Annotated in this window: 15 protein-coding genes; 4 read left to right on the top strand and 11 right to left on the bottom strand. The window is 35.8% G+C overall.

Annotated features, from left to right (window positions below; genetic code table 11):
* Positions 1-143: 143 nt before the first annotated feature.
* From EZM65_RS10345 to EZM65_RS10295, 11 genes are all read right to left on the bottom strand, one after another.
* Entirely contained in the window at positions 144-938 is a 795-nt protein-coding gene (locus tag EZM65_RS10345) for a peptidase MA family metallohydrolase (RefSeq protein ID WP_136668486.1), read from the bottom strand.
* 68 nt (positions 939-1006) lie between these two features.
* Positions 1007-1456 carry a nuclear transport factor 2 family protein gene (locus EZM65_RS10340; RefSeq protein WP_136668485.1) on the bottom strand — a complete coding sequence of 150 codons (450 nt, stop codon included), beginning with the start codon at positions 1454-1456 and terminating at the stop codon, positions 1007-1009.
* Positions 1457-1607: 151 nt separating this feature from the next.
* The gene (gene groL / locus EZM65_RS10335) at positions 1608-3233 is read right to left on the bottom strand and encodes a chaperonin GroEL (protein ID WP_136668484.1); all 1626 of its coding nucleotides are present in this window, start codon (positions 3231-3233) and stop codon (positions 1608-1610) included.
* A 40-nt stretch (positions 3234-3273) separates the two neighbouring features.
* Entirely contained in the window at positions 3274-3549 is a 276-nt protein-coding gene (gene groES / locus EZM65_RS10330; RefSeq protein WP_073310092.1) for a co-chaperone GroES, read from the bottom strand.
* A 143-nt stretch (positions 3550-3692) separates the two neighbouring features.
* Positions 3693-4085: a preprotein translocase subunit SecG gene (gene secG, locus EZM65_RS10325; RefSeq protein ID WP_136668483.1), complete on the bottom strand. Its 393-nt coding sequence runs from the start codon at positions 4083-4085 to the stop codon at positions 3693-3695.
* Between the two features lie 3 nt (positions 4086-4088).
* Complete coding sequence (locus EZM65_RS10320) at positions 4089-5111, bottom strand: tetratricopeptide repeat protein (protein ID WP_136668482.1); 1023 nt, start codon at positions 5109-5111, stop codon at positions 4089-4091.
* A 1-nt stretch (position 5112) separates the two neighbouring features.
* Entirely contained in the window at positions 5113-5616 is a 504-nt protein-coding gene (gene lptE, locus EZM65_RS10315) for an LPS assembly lipoprotein LptE (RefSeq protein WP_136668481.1), read from the bottom strand.
* Positions 5617-5683: 67 nt separating this feature from the next.
* A complete protein-coding gene (locus tag EZM65_RS10310) occupies positions 5684-6949 on the bottom strand; it encodes a sigma-54-dependent Fis family transcriptional regulator (protein ID WP_136668480.1) in 1266 nt (421 codons plus the stop codon).
* Positions 6950-6989: 40 nt separating this feature from the next.
* Positions 6990-7361 (bottom strand): GxxExxY protein, encoded by a 372-nt coding sequence (locus EZM65_RS10305; protein WP_136668479.1) that lies wholly within the window; start codon positions 7359-7361, stop codon positions 6990-6992.
* 36 nt (positions 7362-7397) lie between these two features.
* Positions 7398-8846 carry a tRNA (N6-isopentenyl adenosine(37)-C2)-methylthiotransferase MiaB gene (gene miaB, locus EZM65_RS10300; protein WP_136668478.1) on the bottom strand — a complete coding sequence of 483 codons (1449 nt, stop codon included), beginning with the start codon at positions 8844-8846 and terminating at the stop codon, positions 7398-7400.
* Between the two features lie 121 nt (positions 8847-8967).
* Positions 8968-13857: a S8 family serine peptidase gene (locus EZM65_RS10295; protein WP_136668477.1), complete on the bottom strand. Its 4890-nt coding sequence runs from the start codon at positions 13855-13857 to the stop codon at positions 8968-8970.
* 134 nt (positions 13858-13991) lie between these two features.
* Here EZM65_RS10295 and topA point away from each other — a divergent pair, with 134 nt between their 5' ends.
* From topA to gldL, 4 genes are all read left to right on the top strand, one after another.
* On the top strand, positions 13992-16493 hold the full coding sequence (gene topA / locus EZM65_RS10290) for a type I DNA topoisomerase (protein ID WP_136668476.1): 2502 nt from the start codon (positions 13992-13994) through the stop codon (positions 16491-16493).
* Between the two features lie 2 nt (positions 16494-16495).
* Positions 16496-17641, top strand: a complete 1146-nt coding sequence (locus EZM65_RS10285) for a formimidoylglutamase (RefSeq protein ID WP_136668475.1) — start codon at positions 16496-16498, stop codon at positions 17639-17641.
* Positions 17642-17744: 103 nt separating this feature from the next.
* Positions 17745-19142 carry a gliding motility lipoprotein GldK gene (gldK, locus tag EZM65_RS10280; RefSeq protein ID WP_136668474.1) on the top strand — a complete coding sequence of 466 codons (1398 nt, stop codon included), beginning with the start codon at positions 17745-17747 and terminating at the stop codon, positions 19140-19142.
* 72 nt (positions 19143-19214) lie between these two features.
* Positions 19215-19862, top strand: a complete 648-nt coding sequence (gene gldL / locus EZM65_RS10275; RefSeq protein WP_136668473.1) for a gliding motility protein GldL — start codon at positions 19215-19217, stop codon at positions 19860-19862.
* Positions 19863-19870: the final 8 nt, after the last annotated feature.

The raw sequence follows: 19870 nt of genomic DNA, 5'->3' as shown, positions 1-19870 counted from the left end.
AAAAGAAATTAATGCTATATAAATGTTTAGGTATATTTTTAACGTCCCGACGGCTCATGAAGTTTGGGAAATTTGGACCCAAACCTTCCCATTAAGACTTAAAACCCAAATTTTATGAAACCGCTGCTAGCGGTTCGCTGCTTTTAACATCCTTTATTAAATTCCTCCCAATCAAAATTTATATCTTTTGGATAATTTTTATTGATATAATTTTTTAAAGTATTCTCTAGAGTCTTTGAGTCAAATCCATAGATTTCGTTTAGTTTTTCATACCCGCTTTTCCAAAGTTCTTTAAATTTCGATATTCCATAGTTGTCAATTAGAAATTTACAAATAAAAGCACTTTGAGTGTAAGCAACCATATCAGGGTTTGCATAAAAGTCTTCAGATAATTTATCGATAGAAATCAATTTATTACTCTGAATAAAATACTTATAGATTTCTTCTAACGAGTATTTGGAACAAGTTCCGCCAGAATAAGTTGCTAAACCTTCATTCATCCAAGTTAATGAACTATCTGGCATTCCCCATTTATACATAGTTATCATATGCATCATTTCGTGTTTTATAGGCGAGCCTTTGTCTTTAAGTAAAGTAAAGAATACATCTCTGTCGGGATAAGCCAAACCTTGAGCAGCCATTCCACCATATTTTAGCATTTCTTTTTTTGATTTTAAAAAATCAATATCCATTTTATTGTTGAACTCTGTTTCTCTAATAAGTTTCAAATTTTCATCAATTGATTTTTGACATTCTTTTATTGCTAGAATTCTACGTGGAATTTCAACTTCAGAAGGGAAGTAATATGTTATATTACCTATAGTTTTAGATTCTGTGACAATTTTGGACCAACTTTCGTCATCTATTGCTTTTTTTTGTGCAGTGCAAATGTAGAATGATAAAATCAAAAGTAAATAAGTAAGTTTTCTAGTATTCATTTTTTTAATAGGTTTTGTATTTACACGGTTTCGATATGCAATGACCGCTAACTCATTATTTTCTCAACTCAATGCTCATTAACATCGTTATACTGCCATAAAACATTGATGATTTTCCAATTACCGTTGAGTTTTACAATGTGCATATAGTCAATCCATTCGTCAGCAATTAATTTTACTGAAGCTGTTCTTTCGGAAACATCCAGAAAAACCACTTTTTTTTGAGGAGAGGCAGGAAATTTGTTGCTTTTTTTATTATAACTTTCCGCAAGCAGAATCATAGATTCAGTAGAGGTTTCCCTTACATAGTCTTTGCCTGTGGCTTTGTCTTTCCAAAACGTACGTTTGACCATTCTCGGGTGCAAGGCTCTTTCCATTTGCTGCGGATTGGGTTTGTGCTGTGATTCGATGTAATCCAGAGCGGCCTGTTTAATGGCTAAACTGTCCTGTTTGGTTTGTCCTGACAGACTTACTGCTGTTAACAGAAAAAAGCTGTAAATGATGTTTTTTAATAGCATTTTAGTTTGTATTTGTTGACCAAATCAAACTTAGCCAATTAGAGACAAGTATCAAAAAGGTTTAGCTTTTTGTTAAGAAGTAAGAATAGTTTTAATAAAAAAGGCTGTTCAAACGAACAACCTTTTATAATATTGATTCATAATCTCTCGATTACATCATTCCTGGCATTCCACCACCCATTGGCATGGCAGGAGTATCTTCTTTAATGTCAATTAATGCACACTCTGTAGTTAAAATCATTCCAGAAACTGAAGCAGCATTTTCTAAAGCTACACGGGTTACTTTTTTAGGATCAATAATTCCTGCTTCAAGCATGTCTACATATTCATCGGTTTTTGCGTTGTAACCAAAGTTGTCTTTGCCTTCCGCAACTTTTGCCACTACTACAGAGCCTTCCAAGCCTGCGTTTTCAACAATAGTTCTCAAAGGAGATTCGATAGCGCGGGAAACGATTTGAACCCCTGTTGCTTCGTCAGCATTCTCCGCTTTGATGTTTGCTAAAGCAGCTTTAGCGCGTAATAAAGCTACGCCACCACCGGCAACAATACCTTCTTCAACAGCTGCACGGGTAGCATGTAAAGCATCGTCTACACGGTCTTTTTTCTCTTTCATTTCAACTTCTGAAGCAGCACCAACGTAAAGAACAGCAACACCACCAGCTAATTTAGCTAAACGCTCCTGTAACTTTTCACGGTCGTAATCTGAAGTAGTTGACTCCATTTGTGCTTTGATTTGGTTTACGCGATTTTTAATCATTTCGTTTTCACCAGCACCATTTACTAGAGTAGTATTGTCTTTATCAATAGAAACTTTTTCAGCAGTTCCTAACATTTCTAATGTAGCGTTTTCAAGAGTGTAACCGCTTTCTTCAGAAATTACTGTACCACCAGTTAAGATAGCGATGTCTTCCAACATAGCTTTTCTTCTGTCGCCAAAACCCGGTGCTTTTACAGCAGCAATTTTCAAGGCACCACGTAATTTGTTTACTACCAATGTAGATAATGCTTCACCATCTACATCTTCGGCAATAATTAACAATGGTTTGCTTGATTGTGCAACCGGTTCAAGAATTGGTAATAATTCTTTTAACGAAGAAACTTTTTTGTCGTATAATAAAATGTAAGGTCTTTCTAATTCAACCTCCATTTTTTCAGTATTAGTTACGAAGTAAGGAGACAAATATCCTCTGTCAAATTGCATACCTTCTACTACATCAACATAAGTATCAGTTCCTTTTGCTTCTTCAACAGTAATTACGCCTTCTTTTCCAACTTTACCAAAAGCTGTAGCGATTAAATCACCAATTACTTCGTCGTTATTAGCAGAAATTGAAGCTACTTGTTTGATTTTATCTGTAGAAGAACCTACTTCTTTAGCTTGCTTTCCTAGATCGGCAACGATAGCCTCAACTGCTTTGTCAATACCGCGTTTTAAGTCCATAGGGTTGGCACCAGCCGCTACGTTTTTCAAACCTTCTTTTACGATAGCTTGGGCTAAAACAGTAGCCGTCGTAGTTCCGTCACCCGCTAAGTCATTAGTTTTTGAGGCAACTTCTTTTACCATCTGCGCACCCATGTTTTCAAGAGTGTCTTTCAATTCTACTTCTTTTGCTACAGAAACACCGTCTTTAGTTACGTGAGGTGCACCAAAAGATTTAGAAATTATTACGTTACGACCTTTTGGTCCTAAGGTTACTTTTACTGCATTAGCTAATGCATCTACACCGCGTTTTAATCCGTCGCGAGCTTCAATATCGAATTTTATATCTTTTGCCATATTATTGTTTATTTGTCAATTTGTTAATTTGGTTATTTGATTAGATAATCGCAAGAATGTCTTCTTCACGCATGATTAAGTAATCTTTACCTTCAAATTTTAAATCAGTTCCAGCATATTTTCCGTATAAAACAGTATCGCCAACCTGAACAGTCATAGGCTGGTCTTTTTTTCCGTTTCCTACAGCTACCACAGTTCCTTTTTGAGGTTTTTCTTTAGCTGTATCAGGAATGATAATTCCGGAAGCTGTCTGTGTTTCCGCAGCTGCCGGTTCCACGATTACGCGGTCTGAAAGTGGTTTAATGTTTAATGCCATAATTATATTATTTATGTTATTATTATTTTGATGCTAGCGTTGTTTCAGAAATTATGCCAAGGCAAGAAATCTGTCAAATTTACCAAATAAAAATGCCAGCACTGACAGGCTGGCATTTTTTTATCGTTAAATCTAAAAAAAAATTATTTTTTCTCTTCAGTAGCTGAACCGGCCGGAGCATCAGTTGCAGGTTTTGAAGCATCAGCAGGAGTTGCAGTTTTGTTGTCTGCTCCTGGAACTGCTCCTGGCGCAGCAGGAATTGAAGCAGGTGCCGACTCGTCGATTAATTTTGAACCGGTATCGCCTCCTGAATTAAAGCTTAAGCTTGATAGTAAAATTAATACTAATAAAGCACTCGCTAAATACCAAGTTGATTTATCTAAGAAGTCTGTTGTTTTTTGAACGCCACCCATCATCTGAGAACTTCCAAAAGTTGAAGACAATCCTCCGCCTTTAGGGTTTTGTACCATGATTACCACCACTAATAAAAAACAAACGATAGTGATTAATACTAAGAAAATTGTAAATGTACTCATTGTTTACTTGTTGTTATTTTGTTGTAAATCTTTAATGTCCAAAATTCGGTCTGCAAATAAACTACTTTTTTCTGGATATTTCAAAATTAAAATTTCATAAGCTTGAATTGCTTTGCTGTATTTCTTTTGTTCGAGGTAAATCTTTGCTAATGTTTCAGTCATCAAATAAGATGTTTCCTCTTTTTTTATAATATACTCCGGCACGGGGATATTTTCTTTCGGCGGTGCTATTTTAGGGTTGTTTTCAATGAATTTATCAATCAATTTCATTTTTTCAACAATCTCCTTTTTGGGCTCGGAAGAGTTATTCTCTGCTGAATTTTCTTCTGAATTTTCTCTTTCTATTGGTTTTAATTTTGATAGTTGCAGCCATTCCTGAAACGAGTGGGTTTCGCTTTTATTGAATGAAATAGGTTTTTCATCTTCATCCTCTATTTTGTCCTCTAACCAGGAAATCATTTCAGTTACTGTTTTTTCAAGTTGTTGTTGTTCTTCTTTTTTTATACTTTCCTTGTCTGCAAGCTGTTTTTCTTCTTCGGTTACAGTATTCGCGGCGCCGATTGAAGAAATTATTGATTGTTCGAGTGGACTTCTAAAGTCAGTTGAACTGCTTTCTATTGGTTTTTTTTCTTCTGAATCAGCAATTTCGATAGAATTCAGCAGCGATTGTTCCAGTTTGTTTTCAATAACAGGTTCCTGAGCTGTTTCTGTCGGTATGATTTCTGAAACTTTTATTTCTTCTGTCTTAACTGTTTCTGCTTTGGCAAGAGCTTTATTGTTTACTGTTTCAAAATGTTCTGACGTAATCAAATCGAACAGAACTGTTCTGTCTGTGGTATAAGCAGCTGTTTTCCGCAACGATGTATTGTATTTTATACTGTCGTGTTTTTGAAGGCCTTTTAAATACAAACTTCTGGCGCTTTGAAAATAAGGATATACCTTTAAAATACTGTTCAGCTCCGTAATTTGCGTTGGCAAAACAGTATTGGGATTGTTAAGAAGCTGTGAAAATTCAGATAAGTTCATATTACCATTTAGCTAAAGTCTCATTGAACATATCTTGTGTGATTCTCTCAAAAATTTCATCCAGCGCAGTTCGTAACTGGGAGCCGGTCAGCTGTTGGTCACCGGGATAGTCGTAAAAAAATGAAAACCGTTTTTCAAAATTTTCTTCCGGTTTGTTTTTATTCGAAAAACGTAAGTTGATAGAAACAGTCAAACGGTTTTGAGCTGCCTTTAAATCGGCAGTCGCGGTCATCGGGCTTATGCGGTAATCAACAATTTCGCCTTCATAAACTAAATCACCATTACTTGCAGTTAAGTTCAAATTAGTTTGATTTTGAATTAAATCCTGAAGTCTTAGCGTAAACTGTCTGTCTATACCTGGTTCGATTAATTCGGAATTATTTTGAAAAGTATTAACCTGAAAGGTTTTAGCGTTAATTGGTCCAGCTCCTGTGAAGTTGTAAACACCGCAGCTGGTTAATGCCAATGAGATCAGGGATAAAAATATGTATTGTATGTTTTTCATGTTGTTTGAGTCCAACCAAAAATAACTTATTTTTTGGAATTTAGGTTTTAAGATTCAGATTTTACTTTTATAAATCAAATTGTTTTATTTTTCTGTATAAAGTCCTTTCTGAAATTCCCAGTTCGTCAGCAGCGGCTTTGCGTTTGCCTTTGTTGCGTTCCAGCGCTTTTTTGATGAGTTCGATTTCTTTTTGATCCAGACGTAAAGAATCTTCTTCTTCCACAGTATCGGCAAAAATATAATTGCCATCATCTTCATCCTCATCTATGAATTCATCCTCAATCTGCGATTCTTCGTTTGGAAGGACTGAAAGTCTGGTTTCTTCTTCAAAATAAGGTTTCTCTTCTTCTTTCTGACCGTAAATACGCTGAATAAGTCCTTTGTTTGCTTCCTGCACTTTAGAACTGCCGTTTTGCATCAGTTCCAAAGTCAATTTTTTCAAATCGTTCAAATCACTTTTCATGTCAAAAAGAATTTTGTATAGAATTTCTCTTTCTGATGAAAAATCACTTTCCGATTTTTTATTGATTACCGAAGGTAAATTAGTGCCTTCATTAGGTAAATAAGATTGTAGGGTAGCGGCCGAAATGTCTCTGTTGGTCTCTAAAACAGAGATTTGTTCGGCAGCATTCCGTAATTGACGGATGTTACCGCTCCAACGGTATTTTGTCAAATACTGGACAGCCGGTTCGTCCAATTTAATAGGAGGCATTTTGTATTTGTGGGCAAAATCGGATGCAAATTTTCTAAACAATAAATGAATGTCGTCTCTACGGTCGCGAAGTGCCGGCAAGCTGATTTCAACGGTGCTTAAACGATAGTATAAATCTTCACGGAATTTGCCTTTTTCAATGGCTTCCTGCATATTGACATTGGTTGCCGCTACAATACGTACATTGGTTTTTTGTACCTGTGATGAACCGACCTTAATGAATTCACCGTTTTCCAGTACACGTAACAAACGCACTTGTGTTGTGAGTGGTAACTCGCCGACTTCATCAAGGAAGATTGTGCCACCGTCAGCAACTTCAAAGTATCCTTCACGGGTATTTGTCGCGCCTGTAAAAGCTCCTTTTTCGTGTCCGAATAATTCTGAATCTATTGTTCCTTCAGGAATCGCACCGCAGTTTACAGCAATGTATTTGCCGTGTTTGCGGTGGGAGAGCGAATGTATGATTTTAGGAATATTTTCTTTACCAACACCGCTTTCACCGGTTACCAATACCGAAATATCAGTTGGCGCTACCTGAATGGCTTTTTCAATAGCACGGTTTAACTTCGGGTCGTTACCGATGATTTCAAATCGTTGTTTTATGGCTTGAACGTTTTCCATATATTTTTTAACCACAAATTACACAAATTGGCACAAATTATTAGAAAACTAATCTTTTATGGATCAGTGATTTATTTTGAAAATTTGCAATAATTCCCAATTGAGTTTCTGCAAGTTTCATATAATTCAAAGTCTGTGCAATATGTTCGTTGTTTAATTCTTTAACTGATTTAGTTTCTAATATGATTTCATCATAAACAATGAAATCTGCATAAAATTTAAGAGGTAAAATATTTCCTTTGTAATCAATTGTAAATTCTTTCTCTCTTTCAAAAGGAATATTATTGTTCTTAAATTCAATTTCTAAAGCATCTTTGTGAACAATTTCTAAAAGACCAGGTCCTAAAATTCTGTGAACTTCCATACAGATTTCAACTATTTTATAATTTTCGTCTTGTTTATAGAACTCCATTTTTTGTGTGAATTTGTGTAATTTGTGGCTTTTATGTTATTGCATAATTTCTGAATAGCCTACTGCTTCACCTATTAAAGTTGCAGCAGTACAGTCAGTTACTTTTACTAGAACGAAATCACCAGGTTTGTAATTCTCTTTAGGAAAAACTACTACTGTGTTTTGTGAATTTCTTCCGCTCCAGTGCTGGTCTGATCGTTTTGAATCTTTTTCGACTAAAACTTCTACAATTTGCCCTACAAAACGTTGTGTGCGCTCCAAGGCTAATTTTTGCTGTAAGTCAATGATTTCGTTTAAACGGCGTTTTTTAACTTCTTCAGGAACATCATCCTCCATTTTACGGGCAGCAAGAGTTCCTGGTCTTTCTGAATAGGCAAACATAAATCCAAAGTCATATTTACAATGTTCCATTAAGCTTAAAGTATCTTGGTGATCTTCTTCGGTTTCAGTTGGGAAACCTGAAATCATATCCTGTGATAAAGAAATGTCTGGAATGATTTCGTAAATTTTATCCACAAGAGTCATATACTCTTCACGAGTGTGCTGACGGTTCATTTCCTGTAAAATACGGGTGCTTCCTGATTGAACAGGTAGGTGAATGTATTTACAGATATTGTGATGTTTTGCCATAACTTCAATAACTTCCACATGCATATCCTGCGGATTTGAAGTTGAAAAACGGAAACGCATTTTAGGGAATTTTGCGGCACACATATCTAATAATTGTGTAAAGTCAACCGCAGTAGCTTTTTGCATCTCGCTGGCTTTAACAAAATCTTTCTTCAAACCACCGCCATACCATAAATAACTGTCAACGTTTTGGCCTAATAAAGTTACTTCTTTAAAGTCTTTATTCCATAAGTCCTGAATTTCTTCTATGATACTTTGTGGTTCACGGCTGCGCTCACGACCACGTGTAAAAGGCACTACACAAAACGTACACATATTATCACAACCACGGGTAATCGATACAAAAGCATTGACTCCGTTACTGTTTAAACGAACAGGTTGGATGTCGCCATAGGTTTCTTCCTTGGAAAGAATAACATTTATAGCGTCACGGCCTTCTTCAACTTCGCTGAGTAAGTTGGGAATATCTTTATAGGCATCAGGACCAACAACTAAATCGACGATTTTTTCTTCCTCAAGGAATTTTTCCTTTAAACGCTCAGCCATACAGCCTAAAACACCCACTTTCATGTTTGGGTTGATTTTTTTGACAGCATTGTATTGCTCTAAACGTTTACGGACTGTTTGTTCAGCTTTATCTCTGATAGAACATGTGTTTACTAAAACTAAATCGGCTTCCTCTAGGTTTTGAGTGGTGTTATAACCTTGGTCAGCAAGAATCGAAGCCACAATTTCACTATCAGAAAAATTCATCTGACATCCGTAGCTTTCAATAAACATCTTTTTAGTATTTGCGTTCTTTTGGTCTAAAACCAAACTGCTTCCTTGTTTGTTTTCGTCGATTACCTTTTCCATAAAGTGCCTTTTCCTGTTTTGAGCCAGCAAAGATAATACTAAATTTTGTTTTCTGACAAGATGTCAGTGATGTTTAACATTATAAAAACAAAGGGCAGCGTTTAAATGCTGCCCTTGTGGATTATTTTTTTATGATTTTTTTAATTGAAGAACTTCCTTCTTTGGTTGTTAATTTGATTAAATACAGACCTTGAGGTAGTTTGCTCAAATTCAATTCAAATGAACTGCTGTTGATTTTGTTAAAATCTATTTCTCTAAAATTTATGTCATAGAGTACATAATTACTAATGGCATTTTTAGAATTGATATTGACTTTATCTGTAAAAGGGTTAGGAAATACAGAAATATCTTCTATCATTGTATTGCTTACAGATTTATTAGTAACATTATCATTGGCAGGGGTTACTGTTTCACAAGTAATTGTTGCGTCCCATCCTGAGCTAATCACACTGCCATCCGAATGAAATTCAAAAGTTAAAGCACCTGTAATGTCAGTTGATATCAGTTTGGCTGAAGGATAATTTGCTCCGTAAGCATTATATAATAGCGGATGAGACGTCGTAGGGCCATTGTAAATTCTTAAATAATCACAACAAGCTTCAGTGCTAAAAGAATTAAATACAACTGCAACTTTTTGGCTTCCATTATTTGGATAGATAGTTTTAACACTGTGTTCAATGTTTTTGTAGTTACCGTTAGGTCCTCCCGAATCATAGAAACGGCCTTCTATACAATAATCTATAGCAGTGCAGAAATTAATTACAGTAAAAGGGCTGTTGATATTGTCATTACATTTAGCACGTATATGAAAGTCATAACAAGTATTTTGAGCTAAATTGTCAAGCAAGACAGTATTGTTTGAAGTTAAAGTACCGGTTGTTCCAATTGGTACTCCTCTTTCCATCAAGAAATATTCCCATTGACTCGTATTTGAGTTGTTGATCCAATTAATCGTAATTGAGTTACTAGTTGGAGTAGATGTTGAAACAATAGGTGCAAAAGTGCAGGGAGGAAATGGCTCACAAATGATAGTTGCATCCCACCCTGAATTTTCTGTAGCATAATTAGAAATAAAGCGGAATGTAAGTGCTCCCTGAGGATTCGTTGCTGTAGCTGTCCATGGCGCTATAGCGGCTGAACCATTAAAAATAATAGGAGCATTTGTGTCAGTACCGTCAAAAATTGTTAATATGTCACAACAACCATCTAATTGAAATGTGTTAAAGGTAGCTCTTATTCTTTCGCCGGCTGCATTAGGATGTATAGTGGTTGTGTAATTTTCATAGCCTTTATAGTTGCCATTTGCTCCACCAGTATCATAGAAATGATCTCCTCCGCAATAATCAGCCAAGGTTTTAAAGCTTAATACATTTGAAAAAGCAGAGTTCCCATTAGAACATATAGATTTAATGTAAAAGTCATAATTTGTATTTGAAGTTAAGTCAGTTAAGGTTAAAGGTTTTTGTGTTGTTACAGTGCCTTGCCCAGTAGGAGAGGTGCCACTTGGAACAAGAAAGTACTCCCAAGATGTGGAATCTCCATTTTCATTCCAATTAATAGTTGCCGAATTTATTGTGATATTTGAACTTGTTAAATTAGAAGGGCTATTCGGACAAGGAGGCATTGGTTCACAAATAACTGTTGCATTCCACCCAGTTCCAACTACACTTCCATCTGATGTAAAAGTAAATGTTAAAGCTCCGGATGTATGCGTTGAGGCAAGAGTGCCAGGTGATATTGAACTTCCGTTATATAATATAGGATTTGAAGTGTTAGGTCCATTGTAAATAGTTAATCTGTCACAACACGTTTCAAGATTGAAAGATTCAAAAATAACTTTGATTCTATCTCCTGAAGTATTAGGATAAATTGTTTTAGTATAATATTCTGCATTTTGATAGTTTCCATTTGGTCCGCCAGTATCGTAGAATTTACCGCTTTCACAGTAATTAACAGGGGTGCAAAAATTATAAGGCCCAACCAATTCTGAATAACCTCCGTTGCAAACTGATTTTACATAAAAGCTATAACAAGTATTCTGAGTTAAGTTTTCTAAACGTAACGTGTTGGAATTTGTTACTGTAGCCGCAGGTAAACTGGTGATTGGTGTGTTTTGAGGAACTAAGTAATACTCCCAGCTCGTGGATGAGTTGTTTTCAGTCCAGTTTATTGTAGTGTCAGTGCTTCTTAATTCCAGTGAAGTAATATTGCTTGGAGGGTTAGGACACGCGGGTATAGGTTCACAAATTATACTGGCATCCCATCCAGATCCGGTACCACTTCCGTCTGAAGTAAAAAGAAAGGTCAGAGCACCGCTAGGGTGAGTTGATTTGATGTTTGTTGGTAAGGTACCGTTACTTCTAAATAATATAGATGAATTTGTGTCTGGACCATTATAAATTGTTAAATAGTCACAACAGTTTTCTAATTGAAGTTGATGAAAAATAGCTTTTATTCTATCACCACTTCTTTCCGGGGTTATGGTTTTGGTATATCTCTCGCCGTCTTTATAATACCCATTTATACCTCCGGTATCGTAAAAGTGATCACCATTGCAATAATCTGCAAGAGTACAAAAAGAAAAAGGGCCGGCCATTTGTGATTTTGTTGTACCGCAATTTGTTTTTAAATAAAAATCATAACATGTATTGGAAACCAAGTTGGTCAATGTAAGACTGTTTGAGTTTGTAATTGTTCCTGTAATTGGTGTTGCTCCTTTTGCAACTAGAAAATACTCCCATGAATTTACTGTGTTATTCCCCCAGTTAATGTGTGCAGAATTTCTCGTAATTTCTCCTACCGTTACATTTGTAGGAACGGGGCAAATAGTCTTAAAGGTGAAAGTAGTGTTATTTACCGATTCAGTACAATTATTCTTGGCTGTTACTTTCCAGAAATATTGAGTATTTGGACTCAGGCCGGTTATGGTTGTACTGTTTGTGTCTGTCGTAGATCTGGTAACATTTGTTTTAAAAGTATTATCAGTTGAAAGTTCAAAAATATAACTATTGGCGCCACCTACTTTTTCCCAATTGAATACTTGATTAATCGGCGTGTCGTTCTGGTTGTTTATTGGTGATGTAAGGATGGGTTTAGATAGATTGTTTGATGTTACAGTAATGTTGTAATAAAAATCATAATATTCATCTTTGCTTTTTGCTCTTATTATTATAAAGTGTTCGCCTGCAGTTAATTTGTTTAATCCGTTGATTTTGAGTTTAAAATTGCCCGGACTAAGTCTGATTTTAGTTTTTAATTCGCAGTCAAGTGCTTTAGGAGCATCTAAAACAGATAATAAATAAAGACCTGCTTTATCTTTAAAAGTTTTTAGGCTGAAATTTTTTTCGATAGAATTGATGGAGTTTTCACAAATATTCATTTTAGAATCCGGTGCGGTAATCCAGAAATCACTTTGTCTGACCCCACTTATTATTAATGAAAAATCTTGTGAATTATTAACTAATGTTCCTTTGTGTGTGATAACCAGACTATAGCTTCCGGTAGGATTTAAAATTTCAATCTTTTCAACATTGTCAACTATGTTGTCGCCTTTTTTAGCTGGTGAATTAGGGTTTTTTGGATCTAAAAGCCACGGTTCAAAAGTTGTGGAATTGTTTTTTACTAATTTAATATCCAAATCATTGACCAGACTTGGAGTCGAATCATCAATAGTTGTGCTGGAAACCAGTCCTTTAGGGTCCGTCCAGCAAACAGTTACTTTTAAAGGCTCATTTTCAATTGCTTTTATCTGTTTTGTAAAAGTTTGGCCTTGTGATAATTTTAACTCCTGTATTTCTGAACTGATTTTATTGTTTTTAATTAATAATGCAGCTTTTTTTGCATTTAGTAATCCCCATCCAAACATATAATCAGGTCCGGGTGCAGGACCTGCTTCGTCAGCAGTATGAATAGTTAAACCTCTTAAGGTTGAGGCTTTCATAAATTTACCATTGACTTGATTATGATATTGCTGAAGCAGAGTTAATGTTCCTGCTACACTTGGTGATGCCATTGAAGTTCCAGATAAATAATTGTAGCTTGCCTGAGTATTCATTGCGGAAAATGTATTTACTCCTTTTGCTGAAATATCCGGTTTTATTCTTCCGTCATCTGTAGGTCCCCAACTGCTGAAGTCTGACATTAAAACGGAGTTTGAACCAGTATAGTTTAAAACTTCTTCTGTAGCCGCAACAACAATCGCATTTTTACTTACAGCATGATCTGTTAGTAAGTCAAAACCATTTTTTGCAGTATTTATTCCATTATTTCTTGTGTTGCCGGCAGAGCAAACATATTGAAAATATGGAGCGTTATATAGGATATCGTCAATATACATTGATTTTTCAATATATTTTCCAAAATAGCTTAATGGAAGGAGGGAAGGATTCAATCCATAAGAATGGTTTGAAATTAATAATCCTTCTGAAGCTGCTTGTGCAATCTCATAAACATCTGAATTCCAGTCGTAAGAATTGGCGTTGGCTTTAAATGCCATACCTCTTGCATGTCCTGATTGAAATTTGTCAGAACCAATAAGTGTTCCTGCAACATGAGCAGAATGATAATGTGTTTTTGAACTATTGTCTTTAACTGTCAGTCTGCCTTCGAATAATTCGTGTTGAGGGTATGCTGAACCAGCATCCCAAACGCCTACAATCATATTCTGTCCTTCAATGTTAAGTCCTAAACTTCCTCCGGTATAAAGTTCGTTCGCTCTGGTTGTTATTCCAGCGCCATGGTTGAAAGTGGAATAATAAAGCGGGACATTGTTTTTGTCTATTTCAACTAACTCTGAAAAAATAGAGTCGTTTGAGATTACAAGAGGCAGATTGTTTTTAGCTGCAAATTTTTTGATGTTGTCCTTTTGAAGAATATCTTCAGCTTTCTTTTTTGCTGAAAAAACTGATAAATAATTGGTGTTTGTTTGTTTAATTAACTCTTTTCTGTCTTTGTTTGATTGTGAGAAAATGTAACAGTTGAAAAGAAGTAATAAAAGGGTAATTTTTTTCAATTTGTTCGGTTTTTTTAATTCGGTGCAAATATAAAATCTTAATTCCTTAAAATGATTGGTATCAGAAGTTTTTGTAAGTAAAAATAGGAATTAAAAAAAAACTTCTACTTTTGCCCAATAATTAAACGATACAAATGGCAAAAAACTTAGTAATCGTAGAGTCGCCTGCCAAGGCAAAAACCATCGAAAAATTTTTAGGAAAAGAGTTTCAGGTAGAATCAAGTTATGGACATATTGCTGATTTACCTTCAAAAGAAATTGGGGTAGATGTTACTAATAAGTTCAAACCAAAATATGAAGTCTCTTCAGATAAAAAGGCTTTGGTAAAAAAACTTAAAGATTTATCTAAAACAGCAGAAACTGTTTGGTTGGCATCCGATGAAGACCGCGAGGGAGAGGCTATTGCATGGCACTTGGCGGAAGAATTGAAATTGGATAAAAACAAAACGAAACGTATCGTTTTTCACGAAATTACAAAAACAGCAATTCAAAAAGCGATTGAAAACCCAAGAGGTATTAACTATGATTTAGTTAATGCACAACAGGCACGTCGTGTGTTGGATCGTTTGGTAGGTTATGAATTATCTCCGGTACTTTGGAAAAAAGTTAAAAGCGGTCTTTCGGCCGGACGTGTACAATCGGTTTCAGTACGTTTGATTGTGGAACGTGAAAGAGAAATCCAGAACTTTAAGTCAGAAGCTTCTTACAGTGTTTCGGCAGAATTTGCTAACGAAGCAGGGAAAACTTTCAAAGCAAAACTTTCTAAGAATTTCGGAACTAAAGAAGAAGCGGAAAAATTCTTACAGCAAAATATTGGTTCTTTATATAAGGTTTCGGATTTAGAAACAAAACCGACAAAAAAATCACCTGCGGCACCTTTTACAACATCAACACTGCAGCAGGAAGCTGCCCGTAAATTGTATATGCCTGTGGGTATTACCATGCAGGTGGCACAACGTTTGTACGAGGCCGGATTAATTACCTACATGAGAACGGACAGTGTGAACCTTTCTCAGGAAGCAATGGGGGCGGCGCAGGCCGAAATTTCCAATTACTACGGAGCGGCATTTAGTAATCCGCGTAATTACGCAACTAAATCAAAAGGAGCTCAGGAAGCACACGAAGCGATCCGTCCTACTGATATGACCCGTCATACTGTTGATTTGGATAGAGATCAGGCGCGTTTGTATGATTTGATTTGGAAACGTACCATTGCTTCGCAAATGAGTGATGCGCAATTAGAGCGTACGAATGTAAAAATCGAAGCAAATAATCATAAAGAAATTTTTGGAGCAACAGGGGAAGTTATCAAATTTGAAGGTTTCCTAAAAGTGTATCTTGAAGGAAATGACGATGATGATGAGCAGGAAGAAGGAATGTTGCCGGCTTTAAAAATAAATGAGACTTTAAAAAATAATTATATTACCGCTACAGAGCGTTTTTCAAGACCTGCAGCCCGTTATACTGAAGCTGCTTTAGTTAAGAAATTGGAAGAATTGGGTATTGGCCGTCCATCTACTTATGCACCTACTATTTCTACTATAATCAATAGAAATTATGTTGAGAAAGGAAATTTTGAAGGAGCAGAAAGAAAATACAACCAGTTGATTTTGAAAAACAATGAGGTTAAGGCTGAAGTATTGTCTGAGAATGTAGGTTCGGATAAAGGGAAATTAGTACCAACAGATATCGGAACCATTGTGAATGATTTCCTGGTTAAAAATTTCGAAACTATTCTGGATTATAATTTTACTGCAAAAGTTGAGCAGGATTTTGATGAAATTGCCACAGGACATAAAGAATGGGAAAAAATGATGAGTGATTTTTACAATCATTTCCATCCAAATGTCCAGGATGTTGAAAAGAATGCTGAAAGAGAAAGCGGCGAAAGAATTTTAGGAGTTGATCCAAAATCAGGTAAGCAAGTTTCTGTTCGTTTAGGGAAATTCGGGCCAATGGTTCAAATTGGTGAAGCGGATGATGAAAACAAGCAATTCGCAAGTTTATTGGCAGAACAGAATATAGGTACTGTTACTTTGGAAGAAGCTTTGAATCTTTTCCTGCTGCCTAAAGTTTTAGGGAATTATCAGGGTGAAGAGGTTGAAGTAAATAACGGGCGTTTTGGTCCTTATGTACGTTTTGGCAAAACTTTTATTTCATTGCCAAAAGGAGAAGATCCTTTGGATGTGACTTTTGAAAGAGCGCAGGAATTAATAGAAGCTAAAAATCAGGCTGATGCACCAATTGGGCAATATCAGGGAATGGATGTGCAAAAAGGAGTAGGGCGATTTGGTCCGTTTATCAAATGGAACGGAATTTTTATCAATGTAAGTAAAAAATACAACTTCGATAATTTGTCGCAATCTGATATCGTTGCCTTGATTGAGGATAAAATGCAAAAGGAAAGCGAAAAACTGGTTCACCATTGGGAAGAAGAGGGAATCAAAGTGGAAAAAGCACGTTGGGGACGTTCGGTTATTCTTAAAGGTAAGATTAAAATAGAATTAGGAAAAGATGTTGATGCCTCAAAACTGACTTTGGAACAGGTAAAAGAACTTATTGAAGCAAAAGCACCTGCTAAAAAAACAGCTGCAAAGAAAACTACGGCTAAAAAAACGGCAACTAAAAAGAAATAATAATGGTTTTTGATTTTTTTAGACCTATTGATACTGATTTGCTAATCGATATCCAAAGTTTTTCTGCACAGACTTTGGGGAAAAGAACGGTATTTAATACTGAGCATGAATTTCCTAAATTGGAAGGTGCTAAAATAGCCGTTATAGGTGTTTTGGAAAATCGGGGTGCAGGGAAATCTAATGACAGTAACGATTTAACGTCGGTTAGAAAAGAGTTTTATTCTCTTTTTCCGGGTAACTGGAATGCGCAGATAATAGATTTAGGTGATATTGTTGCCGGAGAAAATATTGAAGATACTTATTATGTTTTAAAGAATGCGGTGGCGCATTTAATCAAGAACAATATCATTCCAATTGTAATCGGAGGTTCGCAGGACTTAACATATGCCATGTATCGTGCTTATGATCAATTGGAGCAGATGGTGAATTTGGTTTCAGTAGACAGCAGATTTGATTTTGCACGTGAAAATGGAACTTTGGCGGAATCTTATCTGACAAAAATTATTGTTGATGAGCCTAATAATCTTTTTAATTTCAGTAATATAGGGTATCAAACGTATTACAATCCGCAGGAAGAGATTGATTTAATTGAAAAATTATATTTTGATGCTTACCGTTTGGGGGAAGTCACCAGCAATCAAACTGTATCCGAGCCTGTTTTTCGTGATGCCGATCTGGTTTCGATTGATATGCTTTCAGTATGTGCTTCCAGTTCAGGTAATTTTTCTGATTTCGTACCTAATGGTTTTTCCGGTAAGGAAATATGCAGTTTTGCCCGTTATGCGGGAATAAGCGATAAAGTGACTTCATTCGGAATTTTTAATCATAATTATTCTGATGCTGAGGCAAGCCTGATAGCTCAGGTAATGTGGTATTTTATTGAAGGTTTTCATTACAGGTCAAATGAATATCCTTTTGGCACAAAAGAAAATTATATTAAATATATAGTGACTCTTGAAGACGAATTAATTTTCTACAAGAGTGATAAAACTGAAAGATGGTGGATAGAAATACCATTTTTATCGAATTCACACAATAAACTAAAAAAAGCCGCGTTACTGCCTTGTACTAACCAAGATTATTTGGAGGCTTGTGCGGGAAGTGTACCTGAAAGATGGTGGAAAGCACAACGGAGAAATTTGTTGTGAGTTTTTTTTAACCTTTTTTTAATAAAAATATTGTTTTTTAAAAAATAAATAAATAGGTTTACAACCTTAAAAAGTCGATGAATACATAACAACCCAAATTTATATGAAGAAGTTCATTTTATTAGCAGTACTGGTTTCGTTTTTATACAGCTGCGGTTCAAAAGACAATGGTCAATTGGTAGGGGTGCAGGGTAAAGCATGGCATCCTGAAAGACCTTATGGAATGACGTTGATTCCTGGCGGTGCTTTCATCATGGGTAAATCTGATGATGATTTAGCTAACGTGCAAGATGCCACTACTAAAACTGTGACAGTTCGTTCGTTTTACATGGATGAAACTGAAATCTCAAATAGTGAATACCGTCAGTTTGTTCACTGGGTGAGAGACTCAATCGTACGAACAAAATTAGCTATTGCTGCTGATGAGCTAGGTCAGAAAAGCGATTCAGATTCAAAATCTTCTAAAAAAGGAGGTAGTATAGGGGATTATGCATTCCTTGATGCTGATACAACGAATATGACAGTGTATGATAAATACATGTATGACAACTACTATAGTATCGGTACAGGAGATGATCCTTATGCAGGCAGAAAATTAAACAATAAAGTTCCTGTTAAATGGAAAACCAGTGAATATCCTGATGCTTACTATGCAGAAGTTATGGATTCAATGTATGTTCCGGCAGAGGAAGCTTATAACGGACTAAGAACGCTACGTTCTGATAAAATGAAATTCAAGTACACTTGGATGGATATTCAGGCAGCGGCTAAGGCTAAAGTTGGTAGAAGAAAAGACTTCATGAAACAAGAAGAGTTAACTATTTATCCTGATACTACTGTGTGGATTAAAGACTTCGCTTATTCTTATAATGAACCAATGCATAATGATTATTTCTGGCATCAGGCATATGGTGACTATCCGGTTGTAGGTGTGAGCTGGAAGCAGGCAAAAGCATTTTGTGCATGGAGAACATTGTACCATAACGGTGCTAGAAAAAGATCTCATAAAGATAATGTAAGTGCTTACCGTTTACCTACTGAAGCAGAATGGGAATATGCCGCACGTGGTGGTCTTGAGTCAGGAACTTATCCTTGGGGTGGTCCTTATGCTAAAAATGACAGAGCTTGTTATTTGGCTAACTTCAAACCTGTACGTGGTGATTATGCAGCAGATCAGGCTTTATATACTGTAGAGGTTGATGCTTATGAAGCAAATGACTATGGTTTGTACAACATGGCAGGTAACGTTGCGGAATGGACTGATTCTTCATATGATCCTACAGCATATGAGTTCGTGTCAACAATGAATCCAAATGTTTCTGATCAAAAGAATATGAGAAAAGTAACACGTGGTGGTTCTTGGAAAGATGTTGCTTATTTCTTACAGGTAAGTACACGTGATTTTGAATATGCAGATTCTGCAAGAAGTTATATCGGTTTTCGTACAATTCAGGATTATATGGGGACAGATGTGACAGGTAATGCCACAGCAAAAAGATAAACAAATAATAAACCAAACTATATTTTAAAAGTAACCAATCAAAATTATTAACTTAACTTAAAATTTATTATTATGGCACTATTAAGTAAAAAAACAATGAATTTCGCTTATGGAATGGGAGCGGCAGTGGTAATCATTGGAGCTTTATTCAAAATTACACACTTTGAAATCGGACCGTTGACAGGAACTTTGATGTTGACTATCGGTCTTGTTACTGAGGCAGTAATTTTCGCTCTTTCTGCTTTTGAACCTGTTGAAGAGGATTTAGACTGGACTTTAGTATATCCTGAATTAGCAGGAGGTCATCCTAGTGCCAAAAAAGCTAAAGCTGAAACACCTGCTGAAGCTCAAGGGTTATTATCTCAAAAATTGGATGCAATGTTAAAAGAAGCTAAAATCGACGGTGATTTAATGGCTAGCTTAGGGAACAGTATCAAAAATTTTGAGGGAGCTGCTAAAAGTATTTCTCCAACAGTAGATGCTATGGCAGGTCAAAAGAAATATGCTGATGAAATGTTGGCTGCAGCTAATAACATGGAGTCTTTAAATGGCTTATATAAAGCACAATTAGATAGCGCTGCTCGTAATGCAGAAGCTAATAAAGAAATTGCAGATAATGCTGCTAAATTAAAAGAACAAATGCAATCAATGACTGCTAATATCGCTACTTTAAACAGCGTTTACGGTGGTATGTTATCTGCAATGAGTAATAGAGGTTAATCTTGTCG

The organism is Flavobacterium sp. H122, from assembly GCF_004959765.1.
In the GTDB taxonomy this organism is placed as follows: Bacteria; Bacteroidota; Bacteroidia; order Flavobacteriales; family Flavobacteriaceae; genus Flavobacterium.
This window is presented reverse-complemented; position numbering and strand designations above follow the sequence as displayed.